This window comes from uncultured Photobacterium sp. (assembly GCF_947502415.1).
GTDB lineage: Bacteria > Pseudomonadota > Gammaproteobacteria > Enterobacterales > Vibrionaceae > Photobacterium.
The window spans coordinates 146,629-165,178 of the sequence record NZ_CANMZV010000010.1 but is presented as its reverse complement, the minus strand read 5'-3'; the positions used below and the strand labels follow the sequence as shown (position 1 = coordinate 165,178).

General features: G+C 49.0%; 11 protein-coding genes. 7 read left to right on the top strand and 4 right to left on the bottom strand.

The window, feature by feature from the left end; translation table 11 throughout:
* Nucleotides 1-16 precede the first annotated feature (16 nt).
* The 4 genes from Q0852_RS12725 to Q0852_RS12710 form a co-directional block, all read right to left on the bottom strand.
* On the bottom strand, nt 17-862 hold the full coding sequence (locus Q0852_RS12725; RefSeq protein WP_299018456.1) for an FAD-binding oxidoreductase: 846 nt from the start codon (nt 860-862) through the stop codon (nt 17-19).
* Nucleotides 855-1,886: a 4Fe-4S dicluster domain-containing protein gene (locus tag Q0852_RS12720; protein WP_299018454.1), complete on the bottom strand. Its 1,032-nt coding sequence runs from the start codon at nt 1,884-1,886 to the stop codon at nt 855-857. Before Q0852_RS12720 ends, Q0852_RS12725 begins: the two co-directional genes overlap by 8 nt.
* Nucleotide 1,887: 1 nt before the next feature.
* Complete coding sequence (gene fdhF / locus Q0852_RS12715; protein WP_299018453.1) at nt 1,888-3,978, bottom strand: formate dehydrogenase subunit alpha; 2,091 nt, start codon at nt 3,976-3,978, stop codon at nt 1,888-1,890.
* Between the two features lie 98 nt (nt 3,979-4,076).
* Nucleotides 4,077-4,913: a formate/nitrite transporter family protein gene (locus tag Q0852_RS12710; RefSeq protein WP_299018451.1), complete on the bottom strand. Its 837-nt coding sequence runs from the start codon at nt 4,911-4,913 to the stop codon at nt 4,077-4,079.
* A 283-nt stretch (nt 4,914-5,196) separates the two neighbouring features.
* On the opposite strand from Q0852_RS12710, the gene Q0852_RS12705 reads away from it, so the two are divergent.
* The 7 genes from Q0852_RS12705 (at nt 5,197) to Q0852_RS12675 (ending at nt 18,540) form a co-directional block, all read left to right on the top strand.
* Nucleotides 5,197-7,950 (top strand): cation-transporting P-type ATPase, encoded by a 2,754-nt coding sequence (locus tag Q0852_RS12705; protein ID WP_299018449.1) that lies wholly within the window; start codon nt 5,197-5,199, stop codon nt 7,948-7,950.
* 426 nt (nt 7,951-8,376) lie between these two features.
* Nucleotides 8,377-12,027 carry a DUF4132 domain-containing protein gene (locus tag Q0852_RS12700; protein ID WP_299018447.1) on the top strand — a complete coding sequence of 1,217 codons (3,651 nt, stop codon included), beginning with the start codon at nt 8,377-8,379 and terminating at the stop codon, nt 12,025-12,027.
* A gap of 106 nt (nt 12,028-12,133) precedes the next feature.
* Nucleotides 12,134-13,225 carry an AAA family ATPase gene (locus Q0852_RS12695; protein ID WP_299018445.1) on the top strand — a complete coding sequence of 364 codons (1,092 nt, stop codon included), beginning with the start codon at nt 12,134-12,136 and terminating at the stop codon, nt 13,223-13,225.
* Complete coding sequence (locus tag Q0852_RS12690; protein WP_299018443.1) at nt 13,149-15,551, top strand: DUF5682 family protein; 2,403 nt, start codon at nt 13,149-13,151, stop codon at nt 15,549-15,551. The genes Q0852_RS12695 and Q0852_RS12690 overlap by 77 nt, the downstream gene beginning before the upstream one ends.
* Nucleotides 15,544-16,650, top strand: coding sequence for a VWA domain-containing protein (locus tag Q0852_RS12685; protein ID WP_299018442.1), 1,107 nt, complete (start codon nt 15,544-15,546; stop codon nt 16,648-16,650). Before Q0852_RS12690 ends, Q0852_RS12685 begins: the two co-directional genes overlap by 8 nt.
* The gene (locus tag Q0852_RS12680) at nt 16,647-18,272 is read left to right on the top strand and encodes a hypothetical protein (protein WP_299018440.1); all 1,626 of its coding nucleotides are present in this window, start codon (nt 16,647-16,649) and stop codon (nt 18,270-18,272) included. Before Q0852_RS12685 ends, Q0852_RS12680 begins: the two co-directional genes overlap by 4 nt.
* Entirely contained in the window at nt 18,259-18,540 is a 282-nt protein-coding gene (locus Q0852_RS12675) for a hypothetical protein (RefSeq protein WP_299018438.1), read from the top strand. The genes Q0852_RS12680 and Q0852_RS12675 overlap by 14 nt, the downstream gene beginning before the upstream one ends.
* Nucleotides 18,541-18,550: the final 10 nt, after the last annotated feature.

Below are 18,550 nucleotides of genomic sequence, written 5' to 3'. Positions count from 1 at the left end.
TCCCTAAGGTGTATCCCTAGCGGTTAGCGGGCAGGTATTGCTTCAATTCATCCCACCGAAATGTCGGACCGTCGGTACACACATATTTGCTTTTTGTATAGCAATGCCCGCAGGTGCCGACACCACAATGCATCCGGCGCTCAATCGACAAATAGATAGAATGATCTGAAATACCATAAGCGACAAGATACTCTGCCAAACCAAACATCATGGCTTCAGGCCCGGCAAGCAATACGATATCAGGTAATTCCCCAAAACTATCGAGCACTGTCGGCATAATATCAATCGGCGTTCCGCTGTACTCATTTTCATCACCGTTCGTCTCCCCGTTTTCTACCATATTGAAAACGGGGATATACTGCTGCCATTTTGCTCGTTCAGGATTCAACATTTTTGCCTGACGGTTACGGGCACCATATACCACCGTCAGCTGAGTGTAATTTTGCTGCTCGATAAGCTTATCGACCAATCCAACCAAAGGTGCTAAGCCACAACCGCCACCTACTACCAGGATACGCTTATCAGCAATCTTATCCATTGGCCAGCCGATTCCATACGGTCCGCGAGCTCCGAGAACCTGACCAGCCTCCAGCTTAAAAAGTGCAGATGTTACTGAGCCCATCCGGCGCACCAGTGCACGAAAATTACCGTCCTCGTCGGGAACCTGAGTAAAAGTAAACGGAGCTTCCCCCACTTCTGGCAGGCAAAGCATAAAAAATTGCCCTGTTTTTACATGCTGCCAGTCAGAGTGGCTACTCTGACTTTCCGAAGCACCAATCAAACGAAAATGAAAATGCCTGGCTTGTTCACCATCATCGTAGAAGTCAATCAACTGTACTGCCGAAGGCGTTAGATTATGCATCGTTGACTATCCTTTTCATTATCGAATGAACACCTATCACTCCCGGGCATACTTGCTCACAACGGCCACAACCGACACAACCATAACGACCAAACTCTGGTAAAAAATCATCGCTAAACTTGTGATACCAGAATCGTTTAACCCTCTCTCCCGCTTGCTCTGCAGGGTTATGGAAACTAGCTTCACGCTGAAAGCCTTCATACAGACAAGAATCCCAGAATCTGACCTGCTCACTAGATTCTGGATTCACATCTACATTATCGCTAACCAGTTTGTGAGTCTGGGTGCCATAGCATGAGCAAGTCGGGCACAAGGTTGTACAGCCTGAACAGGCTAAACACTGAATACCGACCTTCTGCCAGAACTCTTCCGACGGTTCATCCCGATTGATGATTTCAATACCTTGCTGAATATACGAATGATCCTCGAACTCATGCTCGCAATGGCTAAGATTATCCCATCGCAAGTTCATCTCATGAGAAGAAGCCGGAGTCAGCGACATACCATGTATGGCTTCCTTCCCTCGTGCCGTTACTGCCACCAGCAGCCAGTGTCCTTCCTCCAATGGATGAAGGATCAAATCAGCCGTTTCGTCGCGCACGCCGGGACCGGCATTGACCATATAACAAAACCCGTTTTTGCACGGGTGGGTACAGTCAATACCCACCAGCAGCGCCTGTTTGCGGCGAGCCTGATAATACGGGTCTTGCTCGAAAAATGTATCCTGATAGTTAATGGCTGTTAAATCACAGCTATGAACGCCAAATAGTACAAATGGTTCCGGCTCAGGTATCGTTTCACGAAAGAACTTCCCGTCAAAAGTATACAACGGCTCCCTTTCGGCAAAGAAAAAACCCTTTGCTGAGCTTTGCGGCTGCAGTGAGATTAATGGCGGAAACACCGCTTGTTCTACCTGTTGCCAACAAGCCTCGCCGTTCCCCTGCTCCACCACTTGATAAAATCGACGCGCACCAGACAGGTGACACTGTAACTCAGCTAGCGACTCTAGCAAATATTGCTGCATCTTATTGCTCCTCCCATAAGCACTGAACATCTTTAGGGTCTTGCCCTGAAGGCAACGGGAACACCACCACAGCACATGCCTTCAGCTCCGGCATTTTGGTGATCGGATCTTGCGCGGTATTAGTTAGCTGATTAGAAGGTGCTTCCTTGAAATGGTAAGGCATACTCACCAAACCCGGCGGCACATCGTCGGTGATCATGGCACGGGTCTCGATATAGCCACGGCGGGAACGAACTCCCACTGGCGCATAACGAGTGATTTTGAGCGAACGGGCGTCGTCAGGATTAATAAACAGCACACCCGGCGGAATTTCCCGTTCAAGCAAAGGAGATTTTCGGGTCATGGAACCACAGCCATAATGGAAATGAAGCCGGTTGGTGGTCAGCAACAATGGATACTGCTCATCAGCCGGTTCATCAATTTCAGTGTAATGAACCGGGATCAATTTTGCTTTTCCGATAGGAAAGGTATCGCGGTGCAGAATCTCAGTTCCCAGTGGTGCGTCCTTGTTACATGGCCACTGCAAGCCTTGGGCACTATCAATCGCTTCATAACTCATGCCCTGATAGGACGGCGTCAGCGATGCCATTTCATCAAACACTTCCTCACTGTTTGCCCAGCTCAGCTGATTGCTACCAAGGCGCTCAGCTAAAGCTTTCAGCCACTGCCAGTCACCCATTGCTGAACCGGGAGGACTGAGAGCTTGAGTGATCCGCTGAACCCGGCGCTCACAGTTAGTAAAAGTGCCCTCTTTTTCAGCAAACGAAGCGGCAGGCAAAATAATATCCGCTAGTTTAGCCGTTTCTGTCATCGTCAGCTCGGCAACAACCAGCAAATCCAGTGCTTTAAGGGCAGCTTTAACATGGTTCTGATCCGGATCTGTTACCACAGGATCCTCGCCAAACAAAATAAGCGCGCGAAAATCTCCCGACAAAGTCGCTTTAGTCATTCCCAGTGAAGTCAGTCCTGGCTGAACGGCAACATCCCCCAGCCAGGCCTGCGAAAACTTAGCCTGAATATCGGCACTGTCCGCCCCCTGATAACCAGGATAGACATTAGGCAGACAACCCATGTCACAGGCTCCCTGCACATTATTCTGTCCCCGCAGCGGATTAATTCCCGTTCCCTGGCGGCCTATATGACCGCAGACCAACGCCAGGTTAGAAAGACCAATCACACTCTGTGTCCCGCTGACGAACTGGGTGATCCCCATACCGTATAGGATCATGGCGCTTTTCACCTGGCTGTATGCTTTAGCTACTTGCCGTATCAGCTCGGTACTGACACCTGTATATTCCTCAACTGACTCGGGCGTGACATCCTCAACATTCTTCGCCAGTTCGTCAAAACCTTCACAACGCTGGCGGATAAAATCCTGGTTGTGCCAGTTCTCTTTGATGATGACATGCAGCATCGCATTGAGCAGCGCGATATTACTTCCCGGCCGAAGCTGAACATGCATATCAGCAACCTTGGCAAGACGAGTAACTCTGGGGTCGATGACAATCAACTTCGCCCCTTTTTGCTGCGCTTCGAATATCTGTCCGCCGAACACGCTGTGATTTTCTGTCGGATCTGCGCCGATAACGAGAATAAGATCAGTGGCAAAGATGTCTTTGGCACTGTTGGTCATCGCTCCTGAACCTAATGCTTGCTTTAACCCGGCCACTGTCGGGCTATGACAAATTCGGGCGCAGTGATCGACATTGTTGGTTCTGAGCACCGCTCGGGCAAGCTTCTGGGCTGCGTAGTTATCTTCATTGGTGGCACGGGCACTACTGATCACCCCAACGGCTGCAGGGCCAGACTCTTCCAGCACATCCTTCAGTGAACTGCTGATAGTGTCCAGCGCTTCATCCCAGGTGATTACCTCGAAATGATCTTTGATACGTTTGAGAGGTTCGGTAATCCGGTTGTCCGGATTAATGGCATAGGCTGTACTCCAGCCTTTTTCACAAAGTTTACCGTGACTCATCGGATGGTTGGGCAAAGGCTCAACACTCGTGAGCATTCCGTTTTCATCGACTTTCAGGTTAATCCCGCAACCTACACCGCAAAACGGACAGACAGTTTTAACAATTGAAGAAGTCATCGTCATACACAGCCTATGTCGAATATTGGTCTGAGTATAGCAATCATGCCGAACCTCAATAGAAGCAGGCATGAGATAGCGCCATAAAATCAGTAAGATTAATCCTTCGGCTTAGTCGGGTTCGCCCCTCTGAGGTAAATCACGTGATAAACAAGGCCCACCAGCACACTACCACCGACAAGGTTCCCGAGAATCACTGGGATCAGGTTGCCGACAAACCCCAGCATAGTGACCGACTCCGCGGCAATCCCGGCATCACCGGATATTTTCAGCAACATCGCCAACGGGATGAAATACATATTAGCGATGCTGTGCTCAAAACCGGCGGCAACGAAAGCTGAAATCGGGAAGATAATCGCCACCGCTTTATCAATCACACTACGCCCGGCCAGTGCCATCCACACCGCCATACACACCAGCACATTACAGAGCACACCGCGAAAAAAAGCGGTCCAGAATGGCATGTCACATTTCGTTTCCGCAATCTTGAGATAAACCGCGGCAATCGCACCGTTATTAAGGTCGGTATGACCGGAAAGGAAAACCAAAATCGCCAGCCCTGTCGCACCGACAAAATTAGACACACAGACAACCAGCCAGTTTTTCATCAGCTCTGCGGTAGTAATTTTGTTATCCGCCCAAGCCATTGCTAACAAATTATTCCCGGTAAAGAGTTCAGCCCCAGCCACAACAACCAGCAGCAAACCCATCGAAAACATCATGCCGCCAAGAACCTGCCCGGTGGCATAACTGAAAGAGGCGTCAGATTTAACCAGGGTGAAATACAAAGCGCCGAGACCAATAAATGCGCCAGCCAACACCCCCAGCATCACCATAGATAGCAGTGGCAACCTTGCTTTCGTGACTCCGAGCGTATCGACTTTTTCTGCAATTTGTTTGGGAGAAAACGCATCAAAACCGTAAAGATCAGCCATGCCAACTCCTTGGAAAAAAACCAGTCAAATACCCGTTCTCAAAATGACAAGACAAGGTGAATAACAAAATAAAAATATGCTTTTAAGCTAGTCCAGATTGCTGTTTTATCAATATAAAACCCTAATAAATGTGGATGATTTTGCTTTCACATTGCAGATAAACAACTCTGATAAATGTGTCAAAACTCTCAACAATCCCGATTCCATCCTGATTATTTCCTGCTGTGTGCTTAACTTAGTTTTAGTTCTTAAGGGGTTAGATGTTGGATTAAGGAGAACATGGATGAAAGACGGCCACCACCAGCAGTCAGCATCTCCATTCCCGCCTTGGCATGCTGAAACGCTTGAGCACATAACCGAAAAGTTAACATCGTCATTAGAGGGCCTCAGCGAACCACAGGCCAGGGAAAGATTAAATCGCGATGGGCCGAATAAACTGCCTGAAGCTAAACGGCGAAGTCCCTTAGTTCGCTTCCTTTACCAATTCCATAACATTCTGGTTTATGTACTTCTTATTGCTTGCGTAACCACAGCTATTCTCGGCCATTGGCTGGATGCCGGCGTGATCCTTGGGGTCGTTCTGATCAATGCTGCTATCGGTTTCATTCAGGAAGGCAAAGCTGAAGATGCCCTCAAGGCAATACGGCAGATGCTATCTCCTAATGCTCTGATTATCAGGGGTAACCGCCAAATGACAATCCCCGCAGAAGAACTCGTCTGCGGGGATGTTGTTCTACTCCAATCAGGCGATAAAGTACCGGCCGATCTCCGGCTATTTAAGGTCAAAAGTTTTCAGATCAATGAAGCTGTGCTCACAGGGGAATCTGTCGCTGTGGAAAAGAACACAGCTTCGGTCGAATCGGACACAATCCTTGGCGATCGTTTCTGCATGGCGTTTTCAGGCACCCTGGTTACTCACGGTCAGGCCTGCGGCATTGTCGTTGCTACCGGTTCAGACACTGAAATTGGTCGAATCAGCACCCTTGTTTCTGAAGTCGAACATGAAACCACACCACTATTAATTCAGATGACCCGCTTTGCCCGGTGGCTGACAGCATGGATCCTTGCCATCGCGCTGGCAACTTTCGTTATCGGTGTCTTCCTACGTGATTTTTCTGCTACCCAAATGTTCCTGGCGGCGGTCAGTATTGCCGTTGCCGCTATTCCCGAAGGCTTACCTGCTATCATGACCATCACACTGGCTATTGGTGTACAGCGCATGGCACGCCGTAATGCCATTATCCGCCGCCTGCCGGCGGTTGAGACGCTAGGCTCTGTCAGTGTTATCTGTACCGATAAAACTGGCACCATCACCCGAAATGAAATGACTGCACGTTCCATTGTCACAGCAAATACTCTCTACACGCTCACCGGTACCGGATATGACCCCCACGGTGTTGTTATGGTTGGAGAGCAAACCGTTCAAGCAGACGAACAACCTTTGCTCACTGAAATGATACGAGCAGCCGTTTTGTGTAACGACGCCTCACTAGAGCAAAACAGCCATGCCTGGTGTGTGCATGGCGATCCAATGGAGGGAGCGCTTCTGGTTGCTGGGTTGAAAACCGGACAGGAACAGGATACTGAGACAAAACTATACCCTCGGGATGATCTAATCCCGTTCGAGTCAGAACACCGATTTATGGCAACCCTGCACCACAGTCATAATCACGATCACAGCAAAGATAGCTTTATCTTCGTCAAAGGTGCCCCTGAACGGGTGCTGGAAATGTGTGAACAGCAAAAAACCAACTCCTCACTTGAGCAAGTGGACCACCAGTTCTGGCAACAACACATCGAGCAATTAGCCTCGCAGGGACAGCGTGTACTGGCTGTTGCCTACAAACCGGCACGTAAAGGCCAGAAAGAGCTGAGGTTTGTCGATGTTGAAGAAGATTTCATCATGCTGGGGTTGTTCGGGTTGATCGATCCACCAAGGGAAGAAGCCATCAGGGCAGTAAGCAAGTGCAAGCAAGCAGGGATCAGAGTAAAGATGATCACCGGGGATCATGCGATGACAGCAAAAGCGATCGCCCAACGATTAAAATTACTAAATCCTGATAATGTCCTGACCGGACAACAACTTCAGCACCTCACAGACAAACAACTTCAGAACGAAGTCGATAATGTTGATGTTTATGCCAGAGTCAGTCCTGAGCATAAAGTCCGCCTGATTAACGCTCTCAAGCAAAAAAGAGCTATCGTTGCTATGACGGGTGACGGCGTTAACGATGCCCCTGCACTCAGGCGTTGTGATGTCGGCACAGCCATGGGCAAAAATGGGACTGAAGCCGCAAAAGAAGCCTCTGAAATGGTACTTGCCGACGATAACTTTGCCTCCATTGCCTACGCTGTCGAAGAAGGACGGACTGTATACGACAACCTGAAAAAAGCGATTTTGTTTATCCTACCGACCAGCGGCGGCGTTTCACTTTGTATCATTGCAGCTGTCGCCTACGGCTTTCACCAACTCCCGCTGACCCCAGTGCAAATTCTCTGGATCAATATGATTACTACCGTCACCCTTGCCCTGTCACTTGGTTTTGAGCCTCCAGAGAGCGAGGTGATGAAACGTCCACCACGTGATGCTGATGAACCTATGCTTGATACCCTGCTGACCTGGCGGATTATCTTTGTATCATTCGTTCTTATGTGCGGAACATTAGGTATTTTTCTTTGGGAGACAGGGAACGGACAAAGCGTGGATTACGCAAGAACTGCTGCCGTGAATACTCTGGTGATGTTTGAAATCTTCTACCTGTTCAATTCGCGCTATATCACCGGCTCTGTTTTTTCATGGGAAGGATTCACCGGTAACCGCTTTATTCTGCTGGCTATCGCTGTATTGATTGTTTTTCAGCTTGGCTTTACTTATCTGCTGCCTTTCCAGCTTCTGTTTTCAACGACAGCAATTGATGCCAACACTTGGTTTAACATTACTCTGATCGCCTCATCAGTGCTGTTTCTGGTGGAACTGGAAAAATATCTGGTTCGCCGTTTTCACCCTAACCGAACCAAACCGACAGACAACATTTAATACAGAGCAAACAATACAGTCTTATGATCCTAAACCACAGCCATAGTCATAGTCATAGTCATAGTCATAGTCATAGTCATAGTCATAGTCATAGTCATGAACTGAAGCCTGTGGCTTAGGAATTACGTGTAAATACCTACTTACATCTGATTAAGAATCATCAGCAAATAAAATTATTACGTCGATATTAATTAAACCACATAACTGACGCTAATTAATATAAATGGCAATTGAAAAGCACTCGGCCATATAACGCTTACGCATAAGTTATCGACGAACATCTCACAAAACTATAGCAATATGCATTTTTCAATTACTGATTATTGATTCAGAATCAAGTAGCCATTAACTTGTGGAATCCTATAGAGAGTTTACGCACCACTTACGTAAATATCTTGTTAAGTATAATGACAATGGAATTTAATAATGAAAATCAGTGATCTCATTACAGAGATAAAACAGAGTTACTATATTTCGGATAAAATCGCGGATGACATTAGTGAATTTGTATTCAATCAAGAACAGCCCGCAATATATTCTGGCTCTAAAGATCATTTCGCTGGTTTTTACATTAGAAATATCATCCGTGAGTTAAAGTCTGTCGACGACGATGCGCTTTATATCCAGCGTTTTCTGGCTGCACTTCTAAGCTCAGCATCAAATTTTGACTGGTTAGAAGCAGTAGATATTGATGCGTTAATGGCTTTATATCCAGATTTTCATACGTTGCTAGGTAACAACACAGAAGAGATTCTCGATAAAGTATTCACTCTTGATGAATGGGATGACATCAAAAAAGCCTTTTTCAAACTATCAAAAATCGGCTTCCCAGAACAGGAAGTGCGCGATTTTCTCCAGCATGAAAAGCACAAATCAGAAGGTTTCTATAACTACTCGCACCACCTTTACCTAAAGCTATACCTTCAACCAAAGATGAGGGAAGCCTATGATAAAAAAGATTGTGCTGAGTTTGATGCCATTTTCCGTGAGTACTTCACCGCCTGTCTTCAGGATCACAACAAAAAAATCGACAACCGTCGCGATAAGTTCAATGGTGCCTTGTACCGCACCGCATTGCCGCAGGAAGCCTTTGACCGCTTCGTAGCACTTTTTGACGGTACAGGAGACTGGGAAGCGGATCTCAAGTTCGTTACCTCTCAACTGGCAACAGACAAAGATCGCTATTCATCCAGCGAAAAAGAAGAGTTCACCCTTCTTCACGATGAAGAATTCAAGGAGTTGATTCATTTCATCCTTGATTTGGATCTATTCCATCGATTTGGCGATTCTAAATACGTATATAACTTCTCGAAAATTATCCTCGGACTGGATATCGAAACATGGATTGATCAATTACGTTTCTTCTCTTCCTACAACTACTGTGCATTCAAAAATGCAAATACATTAATGGAAGAACTGGACGATGCCATAAAGTTGTACCCTGCTCTCCAGACAAGTTTCATCCAATACCTGATGAATTATATTAGTCAACACTATCACTGTTGCCTGAGAAATTACGAAACCCCCAAAGCAGAACACTTCACCAAAAATCCACACCTACAACTGCTGAAATTATTGTGTGAACGATTCGGCGCTACCAATATTTGGGATTGGTATTACAACGACAACCCAACCAAGCCAGAATGTGACATTATCCATGGACTGTTGGCTCAAATTTCAGATGCGCCAGAACTGTCAGAGCGCAAGGATCTTTTCGACCAAGCCTTACTGCGTAAATATCTTCCTCGTATCACTAAAAAAGAGCAAGACAATGACGCCCTGCTACATTTCATCCTTACAGGGGAAAATGCAGATAGCGTTGCAAAAGTCACACTCGATAACAGCAACATTGAATACCTATCTTGGCTCTCCCAACCTTATTTTGAGCGCTTAGCGACAATATTCTTTAATGGCAAAAACAACAAACTGGTTGTCGACTTTGTTGATAATGCCGCCAACCAATACCAGTCAAACCCTCTTCGCCAGCTGAGCGATGTTGCAATCAAGTACCCTCACTGTGAAGCGAGTTACATGAAGGGGCTGATTGGCTACACTCAAAACATTAACAAGCAGTGTAAACTCGATATTGATAGCAAAGTTTGCTATTACGAAGGGATCTACTACCCGGAGATAATGTCGAAAACTGAATTAGCCTACTTGCAGCAACATAACATTCCTTGTGTCAAATACATCGCAGCCGGTTCGGCATCCGTCAAGGCTCTGCTGCTGATCTGTCTGAAAGGCACCATTACCGATCACGATGAGGCAATATTACTCATCGACATGCTCAAAGAAAAGCAAAAGGGCCTGAATGCCAATTTGCAAGCCTGTATTAGTTCACTGCCGGACGCACTAAAACAAGCCGTGCTATCAACAATCGCAGAACAGTTGGAAGATTTCAGCGGCCAGAAGGAAATCAATGCGGTTGAGTGTCTGTGCCAAGGCTCTCTTAGCGAAGAAATCGCCCTTGACCTGCTGAATAAAGTCAGCGAGACCCAATCTCGCACCCTGCTAATCCAGCATGGTAATATCAACTTTGTCCATCTCTACAAAACCGCCGATGGTCGTTTTGATTTGGCAGCTTACCTTGCCGAGAGCTATCAAGCACCGAAAAAAATGCCTGTCAGCGAGGAGATCCTTAATCTCATCGAAACCAAGGACGGCAGCAGCGGTTACGAAGCGGCCATTCAGCTACTGCAGGTTTACCAGCATCACGAAGCCTTCGTGCCAAGTTCCGAAGGCAAAGCAATTCTGTCACAAATCACAGAAGACTCGCTCGATGCTTTCATGTGCCACCTGATCAGCCAATATGCGGATAGCATCACGGCCAAGAACCGTTGGTTGCTGACAATCCCGACGCTTCACACCAGCATCAACACCGTCAAACTGCTAATGCCGCTTATCGAGCGTTGGGCGAATGGGTCGAAACACCAGTTGGCAGCCCACCTCATCAAACAGATGGGTGGCAGCGGACTAACCCAGGTCTTCATGGCGCTGGATCGTCTGAGCCGCAATACCAAGAAACAGAGTGTAAAAGAAGCGATCCAAGAAGCCTTTGCCATCGGTGCCAGTCAAAAAGGCATCACTAAAGGTGAACTGGGTGATAGCTTGGTCGACAACATCGGCTTTGTCGACAATGCCATCCCGCTATCGTACTGCGGTCAGGACTTTGATCTGATCCTCAACAAGGAGCTGAAGTTCTCGATCCGCAAACCAGACGGAAAAATTGTCAAATCCCTTCCGAAGCCGAAAGTCGATGACGATGCGCAAGCTGCGGCGGCAGTCAGCAAGCACTTCACCGATCTGAAGAAGATGCTCAAGGATATGGTGACTCTGCAAACCCACCGCCTGGAAGACGCCTTTGTCGTATGGCGCCAATGGCAATATGAGAAATGGGCGGAGCTGTTCCTTGCCAACCCTGTCATGAATAAGCTGGCCAGCCAGCTTGTATGGGGGATCTACGAACAAAATACGCTGACACAAACCTTTACTGTCAACCCGGCTGTTATTACCGTGGATGACGAAGCATTAGATATAGCTCCGAACAGCCATATCGGCCTGGTTCACCCGAGTGAGCTGACAGCGGATCAACTGGCCGAGTGGCAAGATTACTTCGCCGACTGGGAAATTTCGGTACTGTTCGATCAGCTATCACGCCCGATGCTGACCCTAACACCAACCCCAAAAGATCCGCTGGCCTATGTCCCGAACCTGATTTTCCGCAAGTCGCCATCTACCGTGATCAACCGCCTGCGCAAAAAAGGTTGGGCTATTGGCTCAGTACGCGATGGCGGCAGCTTCGATGAGCTATACAAGGAAATCGACGAAGGCGAACTGGGTATCGAAATCACCTTCGACGAAGCAGTATGGCACGGCGGTTATGGCTATGAATCAGACGAGAGTGACATCGCCATTGACAAGATTGAATTCTACCAAGCCGGAGCCCTGCCTCGCGGCAGCTACTGCTATGCAGAACTCGATGAGCCTGAATACAAAAAGCTCAAAAAAGATATCGAGCAACTGCCACTGCGACTGGTACAGGAACTGGTTCGCGAAGCCGTCAACGGGTATCAATAATCGATTCCACCCCGTTTATGGCATCGCTCCCGCAGCCTGAAACGGGAACTTTTTAATTAACAGCCAAAGCGACTTCCGCTTTGGCTGTATTGCATAGAGCAATATCATGAACGTACAGCGCCTGCCCGCAGAACAGCAATACCAGAACCAACTTAACGCCCTTCGCGAAGCCGATACTTTTGCCAAACCCGCAGGCTGGCAGTTAAGCCCGAAAATGGTTCGCACCTTCATTCTTGGCAGCGAACAGCCGATTGCGGGCCAAACCATTACCCGCAAGATCTACGGTAACGATAGTGCCGTCGAACGCGCCATTATTACCCTGCTGGGGCAGCAAGGCCTGTTACTGGTCGGCGAACCCGGTACGGCCAAGTCTTTGCTTTCTGAGTTACTGACAGCAGCAATCTGCGGTAACAGCACCCTCACAGTACAAGGCAGTGCCGGCTTGTTTGAGGAAAATATCCGCTACAGCTGGAACTATGCCGCCCTGTTGAAATCAGGACCGACGCTTGATGCCATGGTGCCGGGTCCGCTCTACCAAGCGATGAAGAACGGAGCCATCATGCGCTTCGAAGAGCTCACCCGCTGCCCGACTGAAGTGCAGGACAGCCTGATCCCGGTTCTTTCTGACCGTATTTTGCATATTCCCGAAATCCAGCATGAGCAGAACTACCTGCTGTCGCAACCGGGATTCAACATCATCGCCACAGCCAACCTCAATGACCGCGGTGTAAACCAAATTTCCTCTGCCCTCAAGCGCCGTTTCAACTTCGAGACACTAAAACCGCTGGCACAGCGCAAGGACCGTATTGAACTGGTACTAGGCCAAGTCAACGACAGGCTGCAATATGACGACATCGGACTGCGCCTGGATCAAGATACCGCGACCCTGTTGGTGACCGTGTTCGACGAACTCAAATCAGGCACTGTTGCCGGTATCGCCATCGAGTCGCCATCAACCTTGTTGTCTGTACCGGAGGCAATCAATCTCGCCTACCATGCCGCAATGCAATGTCATTACTTCGGTGAACAAGCCATCACCCCGGCCCACCTTGCCACCTACCTGCAAGGTGCCGTGATCAAAGACAACCACAAAGACGAAGCCTGCCTGCAAGATTATCTGCGTGTCATCAAACGCAAGCGTAGCAATGATCCGCTGTGGTCTTCATTCCTCGAAGGCAGCCAAGATGCCGGACGCTAACAAAATGGCTTTGGCGCCACTCAACGGCAACCCCAATCTGATCTGGGCACCGGTTCGTCACCATAGTCCAATCTGTAGCTGGCAGTTGCTGCGACTGATCAAACGGCATAAGCCCGATGTGATTTTGATTGAAACCCCTGCCGACGCGCAGTCGCTAATCGCCTACTTGCAATCCAGCGAGACAAAACCGCCCGTGGCCGCGTACATGTACAGCATCGCCAAAGACAACCAAGCACGACGCGGTTTTATCCCGTTCGCCCCAATGTCACCCGAATGGAATGCCCTGCAAGCCGGGAAACTACACAACATACCCTGCCAGTTTATCGATCTGCCATATACCCACTGGCCAATACAATTGAGTGAGGACGAAAACGAGGAAATATCAAACACCGATCCGCTGCTCTACGATAGCGAAGCTACTTTCAGCCAAACCTATATCGAGGCATTGCTTGCCCAAAGCCATTGTGAATCATTTGATCAATGGTGGGACCGCTACTTTGAGCATCAATACTCGGCTTCAGCTGAATCCTTCTTCGAACAAATGCAGTTGTTTGGCAGCCAGATGCGCCGGCACCAAACCGATGCCGAACCACATACCCTACTGCGCGAGCAGTACATGGCAAACCGTATCGCGCCATGCCTCGCCGCCGGACAAAAAGTCCTGGTCGTATGCGGCGCATTCCACTGTCAGGGAATTTGGCATTTCCTCCAGCAGGAACAGCCTCTTAATCTTGAGCCAGAACGCAACCAGCGATCCGGCTGCCACCTAGTCCCTTATCCGCTGTCACGGTTAAGCCACCGCCATTATGGTGCCAGCCTCAGCCACAGTGGTTACTATGCCCACTGGTGGAAAAAGCTGAAAACGGCTCCACTCAAAAAACTCGGGACTCTAACCCGCCATGTTCACACTGAACTGGCCACCGATCTAATGAGTTTCCTTGCCAGCAAAGGCCACAACGTTGCCATACCACAATGCGTTGACTTGGTTGTGGCAGCTGAACAACTGGCACAGCTGCGTGATATTGCCCCGGGACGCAGCGAATTCATCGAAGCTGCGCAACTGACTTTTATCAAAGAAACCCAACACGCATTCCATGCCTGGATTGATGAGTTCTTTACTGAGTCAAAAGCAGGAAGCCTTGCCAAAAATTTACCAACAGCGCCGATTGTCATCGATTTTCGTGAACGCAGTAGCCAGTTGAAACTACCTTCGCAACTGATCGACGGTGAAATCCGCAAGGAACTGGCCATCTACCGGCAGCCCAACCACCTTCGGCAATCACAATTTTTGCACCAGTTGGCGTTCCTGGGTGTTCCCTACGCGACACAATTGAGTGGCCCTAATTTCGCAGGCCAATCTGAATTACAACGGGTGCGGGAACAATGGTTAATCCGATTCAGCCCGGAAACCGAAAGTGCTCTTGTCGAACAGAGTCATCTTGGCAGCACGATAGAAGAGGTGATCCACAATACCCTCCGCCAGCGACTAAACCGCAGCGATATGACAAGCTACCAGAGCGTCACGTTACTGCTCGCAGCTCTGCAAATGGGCATACCAAACTGGTTATCGCCGTTACTTGCACTGGTCAAACGCCAAATCGACAGCGAAACGGATCTGACACAACTCTATCCCTCACTGTCATTACTTTTCCAGTGCCTGTTGGGCAATCGGCTGCTTGCTCACAGCCACCAGCATGAGTTTGAGCAGGTAATACAGCACAGTTTCGTTCGGCTCTGTGCCCGCCTGCCAAGACTGGTCGATCCACGCCATGAAAAAGAACTATTACCACTGCTGGCAGAGCTTCTGAAGCTGACGCAACAACGTGTCGATATTTGCCAACCGAGCTACCTGCAAGATGCATTAATCGCTATCCCGGCCAGCCAGTACACCTACGCCCTTCATGGCGCCAGTGCTGCCATCGCAACAGTACTATCCCAAACTGATAACAGTCCGATTCTGGGCGACGCTCTGCAAACCGTCATCGAACAGTGCCACCGAGAGCCTGATGCTTTGGGTGATTTTTGCTATGGTATCGCCATCGCAGCTGACTATTTGCTATACCAGCAAGCCAACCTGAAACAACAGTTAGATCAATTTCTAACCTCGTGCGACGAAACGCTATTCCTGCAAATCCTGCCAGCGATGCGACGGGCATTCCTGCAACTCAACTACGATGCTTTTGCGCAAGTTAGTGAACTTTGCCAGCAAAATCCCGGTCAAATCGCATATGAAAGACAACCCGACGCCTGTGACATTGCATTGATGCAACAAATCAGACAGCACGCACTACAAGGTTTAGAGTTCTGGGGGATCGATTTTGAATAATCACGAACTTTCCCGCCGCTGGCGTCTGATCCTCGGTAACCGATCTCCACAGACACTCGGCGAGGACGATGCACGTAAAGACGAATGTCTGGATGAGCTTTATGACAGGGAGTATCAGGCAAGGGTGCCATGGCACCACATTGGCGGAAGACACTCCGGCTCGCCCTGCCCGGTCGACTGGCTGCACAAAGTGCGGCGAGCCTTCCCGAAAGCAACGGCCGATATCTTGCAACGTCACGGATTAGACCATTACGGTTTGACTGAATTGCTAATGGACGAAGAACTGCTGCGTCAACAAAAGCCGGATATGGCACTGCTACAAACCTTACTGGCCTTCAAGGACAAACTACCAGAAAGCCTGTCGCCAGAGATCGAGCGTATTATCAGCACTGTATGTGAAGAACTTGAACAAGTGTTATCACAGCCGGTTCGCAGCATGTTCAGCCGCCAACGGATCCCGCTGACACAGGCTCGCCCCATGCCATTGTCCTATACCGACTGGCAACGCACGATAACGCGCAATTTGAAGCATTACCAGTCGGAAGACGACACGTTTATTCTGGAAAGACCATTTTTCTACCAGACCCAACACAACCAGATTCCGTGGGATATCTATCTGGTGATTGATCAGAGCGGCTCAATGCTCAGCGCCCTGATCCACGCTTCAGTAATTGCTGCGATATTCTGCCGCTTGCCGATGATCAACATCCGGCTCTACCTCTTCGATACCCGAGTTGTCAATTTCACCGATCAGGCCGATTCACCACTCAATGTCCTGCTAAATGTACAGATGGGCGGCGGAACAGACATCGGTGGTGCACTTGCCTTTACCCACAGCCAAATCGAGCACCCGCAACGTTCTATCGTTGTCCTTATCAGCGACTTTGCCGAAGGCGGCTCGCCGCAGCCACTCTATCAAACTGTCGACAAGATGCAGCAAGATGGCATTACCCTGCTCGGCCTGACAGCATTGGATCAACAGGGCAATGCCCAGTACAACAACCATGTAACCGAACATTTGCTCGCGAAAGGTATGCCCATAGCATCAATGACACCGGAAAACTTGAGCAAATGGATTGCCGAGGTGATAAAGAAATGACGCTGCTAGCCTGGACCCAACAAATTACCGATGAGTTTCTGCTGACCTGGACCAACCGAGGCCTGCTCCGCCGTGCCAAAAAGCAGGCAGCCAATGCAGATATCACTCAATGGCAAATCGAAGAACATACGATTAGCGGCCACATTGATAGTTTTCAGATCACTCTGGCAGCCCCCGAACTGACTGCCCTACAATGTGATTGTGGAGCCCTTGAGCCTTGCAGCCATAAAATAGCCTTTATACTTGCTCTGCAATCCCTGCCCGCATCGCAACCCGCAGCAAGCCCCGTAGCATTCGAAATAGCCCCATGGCTTGTCGAAAACTATGCGGAGCTGGAAGCTATTTTTGGCAAGGCCAAAAGCCAGAAAGCGCTAACAAGCTGGCATAAAGGCGCAACCATAAAGCTGAGTACTCATCCCGATCATGCGCTGATCGACTGCCAGATTGGCAAAAAAACCTATCAAGTTTATTTGCCAGCCCAAGTTGACTGGAACCACCTCGTTTGCTCCTGTCAGGAAACTCGTTGTCAACATCAAGCCTTGGCAATAATAGGGCTATCGGTACAGGAGTCACGCTTCACCTTGCCTTCTGAGCAACAACAAACACAACTAAAAGAGCCTCAGCGAGAGAAAATTAAGGAAGTCGAACACTGGCTCAACCAAATACTGGGCTATGGACTGAAGAACGTCTTACCGATCCAGCTTACGCAAGGAGAGAGCTTCGTTACCGAACTGGGTCAGCACGACCTACCGAAAATCGCCACCTTGCTGGGAAAACTGCTGCGAACCCTCAATGGCGTTACCAAACGGCATCTCACCGCAACGACTGATATTGCCCTTGAACAAATTGGACAGCTGCTGCTTTACCTGCGAGCAATTCAGGCCGCACCGAGCCAACTCCCCCTTTACCAACTGGCAGGTCGACACAAAAGGCAATATACCCCTGTCACCTTACAGGATGTCATGGCTGTCCGCGCTGAATACTGGCATAGCGAAGACGATGCCAGAGGCTACCGTTTCTACCTGTATGAACGACAAGCCGCGCGCTGGTACTGCATTAGTGAAGGTCGAAAAGCCCATATGGATCGCAGTTGGGACCACCGCACCGCTCTAAAGGGACAACGGATTATCACGGCAGACAATCAGACGATTTCCCTACCTGAACTGGCCTTCCAAAGTGTCGATTTTAAGGGCCAAGTCAGCGATAACCATTCGTTGAAAATAGACTGCCTGCTTTCGGCCCCGGAAGCTATCAGCTGGGACAATTTGGAAGACGACCCGGCCTTGTCTGTCCATTCACAGTGGCAGCGACTGGGAAACCAGTACAGTCAGCCTTTTTTCGACCCACTGACCGATGCATTAGGCTGGGTGCTCACTGACAGCGATATGACGGTGACTTGGCACTCACACCAAGCATACGGCAACTGCACCGTAGAGACCCTATGCGGTCAAACGCTCACCGTTACCTTTGACGCACATTGCCAAAGGAACGCGAAAAAAAAGGGTTCCAAACTCTTATTCGGGCGTTGGGTACCTAGCATATCGACAGTCGGATTCCATCTATTGGATATATTCACTGCAACGGACTTCAATACAAAGGCAAAAAGCCATGCACAACCATAATCTCAGCACCTTTTTCAGCCAGTGGCACCAGATCGCCCAAATGATTTGCCTGCAAGGAACAGACAACCTGACACCATCAATCCGCACCCAGCTAAAACGCTGGCAGCAGGATGCTGAACTATTGGGTCTTGTCGAAGTTCTGCCCCTCAGCCAACAGCTAACCGCTGACGCAAAAAATAATATCGGCTCGGCACAAGCCTTCGCCCAACTGCTGGTCCTGATGCAGGCCATGGAACGCTCTGCCATCAGCTGGCAGCTCTCTCAATAGCTAACCCTTT